The following is a 10,313-nucleotide window of genomic DNA, read 5'->3' on the forward strand; positions in this document are numbered from 1 at the left end:
CGAATGAGACTTACAGATTTGTGGCCGGTTATCGGCATCTTAAAAAAATTGGTCATAGGGGCAGGGCTTGCTTTCCTGCTCGCCGCCTGCTCGCAGACGACGGGCACGCCGTCTCAGCCATCTCCACCGCCTATCGATCCGGCGTTGCAGGCCATGTATGGCGAGGTGCAGGACGGTGAGGAAACCATTCCCGCTGTCGATGTGTCGAAAATGGATCCGCGCAATGTTCGCCAGATCGTCAACTATCGCACCTCCTATGCGCCCGGTACGATCGTGGTCGATCCCTATGCCCGCTTCCTCTATCTCGTCATGGAGGGCGAGAAGGCGATGCGCTACGGTGTCGGCGTCGCCAAGGCCGGGCTCGAATTCCAGGGCGAAGGCGACATCAAGCGAAAGGCACGCTGGCCGGGCTGGGTGCCGACACCCAACATGATCGCCCGAGAGCCTGACCGTTATGGTCCGCTGGCACAGGGATTGCCGGGTGGCATCGGCAATCCACTCGGGGCGCGTGCGCTCTATCTCTATCAGGGAGGCAAGGACACGCTCTACCGTATCCATGGCACCAACGAGGCGTGGTCGATCGGGCAGTCGGTTTCCTCGGGTTGCATTCGCCTTCTCAACCAGGACATCATCGATCTGCATGCCCGTGTTCCGGAAGGGTCGAAGATGGTTGTTCTGACTGCCGAAGAATCCGGAAAGGGAGAATTCTGATGATGAAGCGTCGCACAATACTGACATCAGGGCTTGCCCTTGGCACGTTCGCCGTCTTCGGCAGTCGCCTGGCCTTCGGGCAAGAACTGACGAAGGACGAGGTCTTCAACGACAAGGACGCACCGTTTCTTGGAAACCCGAAGGGGGATGTCACTGTGGTCGAGTTCTTCGATTACCAGTGCCCTTACTGCAAGAAGGCCCACCCGACGGTGAAGAAGGTCATCGAGAGAGATGGCAATGTGAAGCTGGTCATGAAGGACTGGCCGATCTTCGGCGATGCCTCGATCTTCGCAGCGCAGGCTGTTCTGGGGGCGGCCCAGATCGGCAAATACGAAATTGCCATGGGCGCCCTGATGAAGACCAAGGGCAAACTCACCCATGACGACATCGAAAGCACATTGACCGGTGCCGGCTTGTCCATGGACGAAATCGCCGTCTCGGTGAACAAACACACAGCCAAAATTTCAGACCTGCTGGATCGCAACTATGCCCAGGCCACTGCCTTTAACTTCGCCGGAACTCCGGCCTATGTGATCGGATCGAGCCTTTACCCCGGAGTGCTCGACGAAAAGGCGCTTGTTGCCGCCATCGCACGCGCCCGGCAGGGCTAAGCGCATGCGTTCGATTTCGAAATGCAACCGCCGCGACTTCCTCGTTGGTGGCCTCGCCGTCATGCTGGCCCCTGCGGGCGAAGCGCTTGCGGCTTCGACGGTGGTCGGCCCGATACGATCCGTCCGGGATTATACCGAAGCAATTGCCTTTGCCCGTATGCGCAATAAGTACGCGCTCGTCGATATCGCTGCAGATTGGTGTGCCTTCTGCAAGACGATCGATGGTCAGATCCTCGTGCATCCGAGGGTCCGGGCGCGGATGAATGAATTCGCTCTGCTCAAGATCGATGTGACCGCCTGGACGGCGGACAATGCCGCATTGCTTCAGCTTTTAAATGTGCAAGGGCCTCCAACCGTCTTCATTGTAGAGACAGGCGAGGGAAAAGAGGTTCTGGGTTCACGGACCGTCGGCGAGTTCGACGTCGAGAATCTGGTCGGCCGGCTGGAGAGTGCGCGCTAACTTGGCCGGACATTCCCGGAAAACAGCAACTAGTGAGCGTCAGATCCGCTACTAACAGGAAGGGTCACCGTTGCCCGCAGGCCACCTTCTGCCCGGTTGGTCAGTTCCACATCCCCGCCCTGGGCACGAAGAATGTCGCGCGCAATCGTTAGGCCGAGACCGTGGCCGCCCGTGTCACGGGAACGGGACGCCTCGAGGCGCTCGAAGGGGCTGAACACGCGTTGCAGGTCCTCCTGGGAGATTCCTGGACCGTCGTCATCGATATGAATGCGGGCGGCGGATCCGTCCAGCTCACCACTGATGTGAAGCTTGCCGCCGTATCTCTGGGCATTTTCGATCAGATTGCGAATGGCACGGCGCACCGTAAGCTCCCGCAGTGGTGTCGTGACGACCGGCATGCTGCCGAGTGTTACCGGGGCCGCCGTCGTGTTGAGTTCATCGGCCAGCCGGGCGACCAGAGCAAAGGGGTCGGACGGACGCTTGTCACCTGCTTCACTGAGGCCCCGCGCATAGGCCAGGGTCGTTTCGGTCATTTCCTGCATTTCGTCGAGAATGCGGGTGATCCGCTCGCGCAGTTGATCCTCATCGACGAATTCGGCTTGCAGCCTGAGGGCCGTGATCGGGCTTCGCAGATCGTGGCCAAGCGCCGCCAGAATGCGGGTCCGTTCGCGCACTGCGTTCACAAGCCGTGCATGCAGCCGGTGGAGTGCCTTTGTCAGGACCTTGACTTCGCTCGGACCGGTTTCGTTGAGCTTCGGTGCGTTTCGGTCGAGATCCAGGGCGTCTGCCGTGTCAGCGAGTTGCCGCAAGGGTAGGGTAATGCGCGACAGCAGGAAGCGCATGACAATCCAGACGGCGAGGGCCGAGAGGATTGCGCCGAGCAACAGCCGCGGCGGCAGGAATGCGCCGGGCCGCTCCAGGGAGGCCTCGATGTTGAGCCATTGCCCCTCCGACGTCGGAAGAGACAAGCGCAGCGTTGCTGGTGTGAGGCCAATCCGGCGCGCGAACGCCGTCAACGGTCCATTGTCGCGGTGGTCGAAGGAGGAACCGCCACGCGCCGCCAACTCCACGCGCGCGTCTCCATCTGATGTCACGGCGGGGACAATTGGCGTGTCGCCCAACCGGAATATCACGCGGTCAGATCCGGCGGCCGAAAGAACGTCCATCCTCGCCGGTTCAGGGATCTTCGGCAGGAGACCAACCAGGCGTTCACCTTGCCTTACGATATCCGCCCTTTGCTCCTCCACATGGGAGAGGCCCCGCTCTGCACCGAACAAGGCGAGAAACAGGATCTGGGTAAAGATCAGCGCCGCCAGGGTGGTCAGTCCGATCTGTGCACTGAGATCCTTGGGCCATCCAACTTTCATGGCAGTACTGCCACGTCACAGGCGAGGCTGTAGCCTCCCGCCCGTATCGTCGTGATGATCGTCGGGTGTCCCGGATCGGGTTCGATCTTGCGACGCAGCCGGCTGATCTGGTTGTCGATTGCCCGATCAAAGACGTCCGGGGCCCGACCCTCGGTCAGATCCATCAACTGATCCCGGGACAGGACAAATCGGGGACGTTCGAGCAAGACGATGAGAAGACGGAATTCGGTCGAGCTCAGCGATATCTGTTTTCCGTCCTCGTCACGTGTCAGCTCCCGCGTATCCGTGTTCAGTGTCCATCCGGAAAAGGCAAGGCGTCGGCCCGAGAGGCTGCCGGCCAGGCTGGTCGTTCTGCCGGTCCGTCGCAATATGGCCTTGACCCTTGCCAGCAGTTCTCTCGGGCTGAAGGGTTTCGGCAGATAGTCGTCAGCGCCGACCTCCAAACCGACAATGCGATCCGTCTCCTCGGCCAAGGCACTCAGCATCAGGATCGGCGGCCCGCCTGCGCTGCTCAGCCGCCGTGCGATAGAAAGCCCGTCCTCACCCGGCATCATGACGTCGAGGATCACAAGATCGAAGCGTCCGCCATGCAGGCACTTGTCCATCTCGGTCGCGTCGCGCGCAGCCGTCGTCCGGAATCCATTCTTCTCAAGGTAACGGACCAGCCCGTCGCGGATGTCGCGATGGTCGTCGACAATCAGGATATGGGGACTGGGGTCGCTTGAGGTCATGGCACGTTTCTAGCGCATGATGGCGACCGTGTTCTACTCCTCCTTTGTCACACCGGGTGTCAGTTAGCCGGTCTGCGACAAACCGTTACAAAAGGGGCCTGAGACGGCATCATCGTGCGACATGTATCCGTCATCAGATGTCCATCGCAGTCGAGGCGGGGTGAAACAAACTTCCCCGCTCAAGACGCGCAAACGAGATCCGATGAAGAGGAACGCAAAATGCATAGTCTCAAGACATCCCTGATCGCCGCCATGGCTCTGGCTGCTACCGCCGCACCGCTGATGGCTCAGCAACAGGGCAATCCCGGCGCCCACTTCCTGGAAAACTGGGACCTCGACGCAAATGGCGAGGTCACCCTTTCAGAGCTGCAGACCAAGCGCGGTGACGTCTTCCTCACCTTCGATTCCAACGAGGACGGCTTTATAGATGCCGACGAATACGTGTATTTCGACGAGGCGCGCGCCAACGACATGAAGGCCAATGCAGGCGGTCAGGGTGGGCATGGTGGCAGAGCCGACCGGGCGTCCCAGGGAATGACACTTCAGAACAACGACACCGACCAGGACGGCAAGGTGTCGCGGGACGAATTTCTCGGCGGTGCCGTCGCCTGGATGGGCATGCTGGATCGTGACACAGACGGCGTCGTGACCACGGCTGATTTCGGTCGCTAAACGCTGGGCTTGCGTATCTTTGTCGCATCTTGCCTGGCCAGATAACCGCTTCGATGTCTGGCCAGGCTCACAAATGCACGATATCGAACAATAGAAATATATGTTCTGCGCTATGTGTTTCGTTGCAGCCTGAACGCTGAGGCATCCTTGCCGGTTGGCAAGGCCGTGACGAAGGTGTTGAAGTCAACATCCCATTCGAAGATCGACAGGAACGAGTGACCTGCAATGCCAGCCACGGATGAAAAAAGCCTCCCGATCAATCTGAACCTGTCCGAGCCAAAATTGTCTCGGCGCCGCTGGTTTCGCAAGCGGTACCTGCTAGTGATGCTGGTCCCGGTTTTCATGTTCTCAGGTGCTGTGCTGGGAATGTATTTTCAGCCGACGGGCTTGCAGAAGTTTTACGCGCTGACGGGGCTTCAACCCGGCGGCGGCTCTGACGCACCCATTGCCTTGCCGCCTGACATCGAGCTTCCACCGAAGATGGTCGAAACCTTGCTGCCATCTGACGTGGTCGGTTTGGCGCGGATGATGCCGCGTGGCGACGTTTCAGTTGTGGCGGCGCCCTATGGGGCTGGGGATGCGCGCATAGCTGACATCCTCGTTTCCGTCGGCGACCGGTTGGAAAAAGGCTCCTTGCTGGCGAGGCTCGATAATCATGCGGCTCTTGCGGGTGCCGTGCTGACCGCAGAGGCAAATCTCGCCGTGCGCGAAGCAAACCTCATCCAGACGCGGGCGGCGGTAGAGGCAAGCCGTAACGAAGCAAAGGCCGCACTCGATCAAGCCGTGTCCACGGCCGCAGAAGCTGCATCGACGCTGGCGCGAACGGAAGCGCTCGCCTCGAGCGCCGTCAGCACGCAGGCTGCACTCGATGCGGCCCGTGCTGCAGCAGAAGGCGCGAAACTTTCTGTTGTCCGCGCTGAGGCCACGCTCACGCGCTATGCCGCAGTCACGCTGGACGAACAGCCCGATGTGATCGTCGCCCGTCGCAATGTCGACGCCGCCCGATCCGAGCTGGCCCGGGCTCGGCTCGACCTTGCACGTGCCGAGGTCGTGGCGCCCATCACCGGCACGATCCTCGACATCCATGTCACGCCCGGACAGCGACCACCCACCGACGGGATCATGGATATGGGGGACACGGATCAGATGATGGCCGAGGTTGAGATCTGGCAGGACCGCATCAGTGCAGTCATGGTCGGCCAGCCGGTGGAACTGGTAACTCCGGCTCTTGGCGTCACGTTGCAAGGCCGGGTGGACAGGATAGGCCTGACCGTGGGACGGCAGGGCCTGATTTCGGACGATGCTGCGGAAAACAAGGACGCGCGCGTCATTCAGGTCTTGGTGGTCCTGGACAAAACCTCCTCGGATGTCGCTGCACGCTTCACCAATCTCGAGGTCATCGCCCGCATCGACACCACGGTACGGGTCAATCCATGAGCTACCTGCTGCAACGCCTGTTCGGGCGACTGCCCATCGGCTGGCTGCAATTGACCCACAACCGGACCCGCTTCGCCGCGGCACTTGCCGGTGTGGCCTTTGCCAATGTGCTGGTCTTTGTCCAGCTCGGGATCATGAATTCGATGGGGGCAGCAACATTGCGCCCTTATGATTTCTTCCAGGCGGATATCATGATCTCGGCTGGCGATGCGAGTACCTTGACCGACGGTGGCAATGTGGCTCGGCAATGGTTGCTGCAAGCGCTGGGCGATCCGGATGTAGCCGCTGGAATGGGTCTTTTCATCGCCAATGTTCCCTGGGACCGTGGCGAAAAGGACATCAGTCTGACGACCTTCGGTGTAGATCCGATCAAGACCGAGTTTCTGTCTCAGGATATTGCAAGCGATCTCAATCTCCTGCAGGTGCGAGACGCGGCAATACTCGATCGGCTGGCCCGAGGCCTCGCCAAGAACGAAGCTGCTTCAATCCGTCCGCAAACGCCTCTGTCCTTTGAAACGCAAGGCCGCACAATCACCGCCTATGCCACGTTCTCCGGCGGAGGGGGCTTCGGTGGCGATGGTTATATGCTGGTTTCGGACCAGACATTCTTGTCGCTATTCCCGACGCGTAGTTCCTCTGCACCCGATCATATTCTCCTGAACCTGCGCCCCGGTGCCGAGACAGGCGACGTAATCGCGCGCCTGAAAACCCTGATTTCCGACCCGTCCCTTCGCATACGCAGCTACCAGGATGCAGCGCAGGAGGATCTGCGCTATCAGCAGACCAAGCGTCCGACGGGCATCATCTTCGGGTTCGGCGTGCTGATCGGCGTTCTCGTCGGCATCGTCATCGTCTATCAGGTGCTGTCCACCGACGTGGCCGACCACCTGCGCGAATACGCAACCTTCAAGGCCATGGGCTATGGCCCTCGTTTCTTCCTCGGCATCGTCTTCGAAGAAGCGCTCGTGCTCGGGATTATGGGCTTTATTCCCGGCCTTATTGTCGGCACGACCATCCTGACGCTCATGGGCAAGATCACGACCCTGCCTCTGGGGATGACACCTTCGATGGCAATTACCGTTTTTCTCGGCACCATTGTCTTTTCCGCCCTTTCCGGCGCGATTGCGACCCGTCGGCTCGGCGCTGCCGACCCTGCCGAACTTTTTTAGGAGGCTGCGATGGACAATGAGGCAATCGTCGAGGTGCGTGGATTGAACCATTGGTTCGGCAGTGGCGACGTTCGCAAACAGGCACTGTTTGATGTGAACCTGACACTGAAGCGCGGCAGCCTCACCGTGCTTATGGGTCCTTCCGGATCTGGCAAGACAACTGTCCTGACGCTTGTCGGCTGTCTCCGAGCCGTGCAGGATGGATCGGTGCGGCTTCTGTCGAGCGAGTTGAATGGCGCATCGCAGGCACAACTTGTCAGTTTGCGCCGCCGCCTCGGCTTCATATTTCAGGCACACAATCTGCATGAAAGTCTGACGGCGCTGCAGAACGTGATGATGGGCGTGCAGGTGCATGGCGAAGTGGCTGATAGCGCAGCGCAAAGCGCGGCCGCACATGCGCTTGGCCTCGTTGGCTTGACCGACCGTACTACCTATCTGCCCGCGAACTTGTCAGGCGGGCAAAAGCAGCGCGTGGCAGTGGCCCGTGCTCTGGTCTCTAGTCCGGCGCTGGTGTTGGCAGACGAGCCGACAGCCGCCTTGGACAAAGACAGTGCGGCTGACGTTGTAGATCTTCTGAAACGCATGGGTGAGGCTCGGGGTACTACGACATTGCTCGTTACCCACGACAATCGTATCCTCGACCGCGCTGACCGTATCCTTACGCTGGAGGATGGCCGTATCGTCAAAATAGAGGACCGAGCGCGAAACTAGAATCCATGAAGCAAGAGACTTGAGGCGTCCCATCTGCGACTGACGGATTTGCCTGGCGGACTGAACAAGCATGCGATGTAAGCGAAAGTTGCATTATCTTGCTTGCCCCACAAAAGGTTCGTTTCAGCGCTCTCGATGCGGGTTTTATGCAAGCCTCGGTGCAATCAGGCCCCCGCAACCAAATCATCCCCAAATGACTACACAATCCGAAATCGTCACAATCAAAGCTCATTGATATAAGCCTCAATGAGCTTGTTCTTTTTGGCCTCCGTGTCGATCTCACCGGATGTCAGGCGCGTCATCAAATCATTCTGCGCTGCAGTGATAAACTGTTGCTGCAGGACATCGATCACGTCCATGGAAGTCATGATGTGGGCGATATCGCCATGCACCTGCAGGCTTGCCGGTCGGTGGCCCGGGGTCGTACCGATGACGGCGATCCGGATGAGGTCACGCACGATCGGCACTAGTCGCTGTTTGACCGCTTCGTCGGCGTTGATGCGCGCGAGGAAGATGAGCGTGCGGATCGTGACCTGCTATTGAATTTTCATCCAGCAGCGATTAGAGCCTCGGTGGTTTCTGATACGCCAATGGGCCCGGTGGGAGCAACCGGTGGAAACGCGTAGCTTTCACATTGCGTAGCGTAGGTTCCGGCATAGGCAGCCGGGGTCTGGTCCGAGCAACGAGCGCGGACGAAATCTGTTGTAGTCCTCCGCCCATTCGGCAATGGCGCTGCGGGCATGATCAAGACCGAAGAACAGGCTTTCGTTGAGCGCCTCATCACGCATGCGGCCGTTGAAACTTTCGACATAGCCGTTCCGCATAGGTTTGCCCGGTGCGACGTAGTGCCATTCGGCCTTGTGGTCTTTGGACCAAGCCAGGATCGCATTCGACGTGAACTCGGTGCCATTGTCGGAGACGATCATGCTGGGTTTGCCGCGCCGTTCGACCAGTGTCGTCATTTCGCGAGCAGCCCGACAGCCGAAGACCGAGGTGTGAGGGATCGCTGTCAGGCGTTCGCGGGTGACATGATCAACGACATTGAGCACCCGAAGGCGTCTGCCGTAGGCGAACTAATCATGAACGAAATCCAGCGACCAGCGAACATTGGCCTTCGCCTCGACGAGGATCGGCGCACGGGTGCCGACGGCACTTCGTCGCGCTTTGCGCTTGCGAACGGATAGCCCTTCCTCGCGATAGAGCCGGTGGATGCGGTTGACGCCGGATCGTTCTCCCTGCCGTCTGACCACGATGAACAGCCGCCGATATCCGAAACGCCGTCGCTGGTTGGCGAGTCCGCGCAGCTTCATTTGCAACTCGACCTCCGGCGGTCGGCAGGACCGCCGATAGCGGATCATCTTGCGGTCGGCGGAAATGATCTGGTAGGCCCGACGCTCCGAGAGGCCCATCACGACCTTCAGATGCGCGACGGCGTCACGCTTGTCGGCAGGCCCTACCATTTTTTTGAGAAGCTCACGGAGGATTGCCACATGCAGCATCTCCTCGGCGAGCAGCGTCTTCAACTTCGCGTTCTCCTCTTCAAGCGCTTTCAGCCGCTTTGCCTCGGCGACATCCATGCCGCCGTATTTGGCCTTCCAGTTGTAAAATGTAGCCTCAGAAATCCCTTGCTTGCGGCACAGTTCGGCAGCCTTCGCGCCAGCCTCCTGCTCACGCAGCAACCCGTAATCGGCTCTTCCGTAAATCTCTGCTTCTTCATTCGTCCGTCCTCAATGGGGCGGACTCGAATCAATAGCGGAGGGAATTCTCAGTGACAGATCACCTTCTCCATCGCGTGCAACATCGCCTCGTGCGAATGGGCGCCTCAGGTCCCGTGCGTCTCCAGGTGAGATGCCAGGCCCGCAATCCCGTGCACCGATCAGCAGGTTCCGACCATCAGCGCATGCGCTTAAGCTGATCGGGGATTTTCCGTATCAGATTGCATTGGTCAGGAGCTTCTCGACATTTCCAAGAAGGGCCGCTTGCCGAACCCAAACTACCAGACCCCCTGCCGCAATGCTGGCAAACCCGGAGAGACGGAGGAACGCAACCACCTGCCTCAATAACAGCGAAGCCGAGAACACTCTTGCTCGCGCACTGTTCTTCAATCGCCTCGGAGAACTGCGTGACCGGACTTTTCAGGGCCAGTTCTACCGAGCTTCAGGACAAAACCTGCAAACCAACTCCATAGTCTATTGGAACACGCTCTATCTTGAACCAGCGTTCGCCGAGCTAAACCGGGAAAGTGTCGTAACGCCGCCCGACGTGATCAGACACATCACTCCGCTTGGATGGCAGCATATCAGTCTCACTGGCGATTACATCTTTGCGCCGACGGACGGCGCCGATCTCACTCAGACCATTGCGGCAGGAAACCTCCATCCTCACAGCATCAGCACCCTATGTTCTCAAAATTCGGACAGATCTGCCACTTTCGTGCCGTGACG

At 59.4% G+C, this 10,313-nt stretch carries 11 protein-coding genes and 1 pseudogene; 8 read left to right on the forward strand and 4 right to left on the reverse strand.

The features are described from left to right. Positions 1-3: 3 nt before the first annotated feature. The 3 genes from BW978_RS22075 to BW978_RS22085 are packed head-to-tail and all read left to right on the forward strand — an operon-like array spanning position 4 to position 1,782. A complete protein-coding gene (locus tag BW978_RS22075; protein WP_076398190.1) occupies positions 4-711 on the forward strand; it encodes a L,D-transpeptidase in 708 nt (235 codons plus the stop codon). After that, positions 711-1,322 carry a DsbA family protein gene (locus BW978_RS22080; RefSeq protein ID WP_076398193.1) on the forward strand — a complete coding sequence of 204 codons (612 nt, stop codon included), beginning with the start codon at positions 711-713 and terminating at the stop codon, positions 1,320-1,322. Before BW978_RS22075 ends, BW978_RS22080 begins: the two co-directional genes overlap by 1 nt. A 4-nt stretch (positions 1,323-1,326) precedes the next feature. Next, on the forward strand, positions 1,327-1,782 hold the full coding sequence (locus tag BW978_RS22085) for a thioredoxin family protein (protein WP_076398196.1): 456 nt from the start codon (positions 1,327-1,329) through the stop codon (positions 1,780-1,782). 29 nt (positions 1,783-1,811) lie between these two features. Here BW978_RS22085 and BW978_RS22090 read toward each other — a convergent pair whose 3' ends face one another. Next, on the reverse strand, positions 1,812-3,149 hold the full coding sequence (locus BW978_RS22090) for a sensor histidine kinase (protein ID WP_076398199.1): 1,338 nt from the start codon (positions 3,147-3,149) through the stop codon (positions 1,812-1,814). Beyond that, positions 3,146-3,880, reverse strand: a complete 735-nt coding sequence (locus BW978_RS22095; protein WP_076398201.1) for a response regulator — start codon at positions 3,878-3,880, stop codon at positions 3,146-3,148. Before BW978_RS22095 ends, BW978_RS22090 begins: the two co-directional genes overlap by 4 nt. A gap of 219 nt (positions 3,881-4,099) precedes the next feature. Here BW978_RS22095 and BW978_RS22100 point away from each other — a divergent pair, with 219 nt between their 5' ends. The 4 genes from BW978_RS22100 (at position 4,100) to BW978_RS22115 (ending at position 7,869) form a co-directional block, all read left to right on the forward strand. Beyond that, a complete protein-coding gene (locus BW978_RS22100; RefSeq protein WP_076398204.1) occupies positions 4,100-4,552 on the forward strand; it encodes an EF-hand domain-containing protein in 453 nt (150 codons plus the stop codon). Between the two features lie 387 nt (positions 4,553-4,939). Beyond that, the gene (locus BW978_RS22105) at positions 4,940-5,989 is read left to right on the forward strand and encodes an HlyD family efflux transporter periplasmic adaptor subunit (RefSeq protein WP_175616928.1); all 1,050 of its coding nucleotides are present in this window, start codon (positions 4,940-4,942) and stop codon (positions 5,987-5,989) included. Then, entirely contained in the window at positions 5,986-7,158 is a 1,173-nt protein-coding gene (locus BW978_RS22110; protein ID WP_076398208.1) for an FtsX-like permease family protein, read from the forward strand. The genes BW978_RS22105 and BW978_RS22110 overlap by 4 nt, the downstream gene beginning before the upstream one ends. A gap of 9 nt (positions 7,159-7,167) precedes the next feature. Beyond that, complete coding sequence (locus BW978_RS22115; RefSeq protein ID WP_076398210.1) at positions 7,168-7,869, forward strand: ATP-binding cassette domain-containing protein; 702 nt, start codon at positions 7,168-7,170, stop codon at positions 7,867-7,869. 221 nt (positions 7,870-8,090) lie between these two features. Here the strand turns inward: BW978_RS22115 and BW978_RS22120 are convergent, their stop codons facing one another. Together BW978_RS22120 and BW978_RS22125 are read right to left on the reverse strand one after the other, a co-directional pair. After that, complete coding sequence (locus BW978_RS22120; RefSeq protein WP_139330634.1) at positions 8,091-8,327, reverse strand: hypothetical protein; 237 nt, start codon at positions 8,325-8,327, stop codon at positions 8,091-8,093. A gap of 89 nt (positions 8,328-8,416) precedes the next feature. Next, positions 8,417-9,586, reverse strand: a pseudogene (locus BW978_RS22125) (IS3 family transposase). Between the two features lie 296 nt (positions 9,587-9,882). Here BW978_RS22125 and BW978_RS22135 point away from each other — a divergent pair. Then, entirely contained in the window at positions 9,883-10,311 is a 429-nt protein-coding gene (locus tag BW978_RS22135; protein ID WP_076398215.1) for a Tn3 family transposase, read from the forward strand. Positions 10,312-10,313: the final 2 nt, after the last annotated feature.

The organism is Rhizobium sp. RU33A (genome assembly GCF_900156055.1).
GTDB lineage: Bacteria > Pseudomonadota > Alphaproteobacteria > Rhizobiales > Rhizobiaceae > Allorhizobium.

What these genes read in the sequence shown, in the direction of transcription:
- BW978_RS22075 (WP_076398190.1), top strand. Translation starts at nt 4, where the DNA reads ATGAGACTTACAGATTTGTGGCCGGTTATCGGCATCTTAAAAAAATTG.
- BW978_RS22080 (WP_076398193.1), top strand. Translation starts at nt 711, where the DNA reads ATGATGAAGCGTCGCACAATACTGACATCAGGGCTTGCCCTTGGCACG.
- BW978_RS22085 (WP_076398196.1), top strand. Translation starts at nt 1,327, where the DNA reads ATGCGTTCGATTTCGAAATGCAACCGCCGCGACTTCCTCGTTGGTGGC.
- BW978_RS22090 (WP_076398199.1), bottom strand. Translation starts at nt 3,149, where the DNA reads ATGAAAGTTGGATGGCCCAAGGATCTCAGTGCACAGATCGGACTGACC.
- BW978_RS22095 (WP_076398201.1), bottom strand. Translation starts at nt 3,880, where the DNA reads ATGACCTCAAGCGACCCCAGTCCCCATATCCTGATTGTCGACGACCAT.
- BW978_RS22100 (WP_076398204.1), top strand. Translation starts at nt 4,100, where the DNA reads ATGCATAGTCTCAAGACATCCCTGATCGCCGCCATGGCTCTGGCTGCT.
- BW978_RS22110 (WP_076398208.1), top strand. Translation starts at nt 5,986, where the DNA reads ATGAGCTACCTGCTGCAACGCCTGTTCGGGCGACTGCCCATCGGCTGG.
- BW978_RS22115 (WP_076398210.1), top strand. Translation starts at nt 7,168, where the DNA reads ATGGACAATGAGGCAATCGTCGAGGTGCGTGGATTGAACCATTGGTTC.
- BW978_RS22135 (WP_076398215.1), top strand. Translation starts at nt 9,883, where the DNA reads ATGCTGGCAAACCCGGAGAGACGGAGGAACGCAACCACCTGCCTCAAT.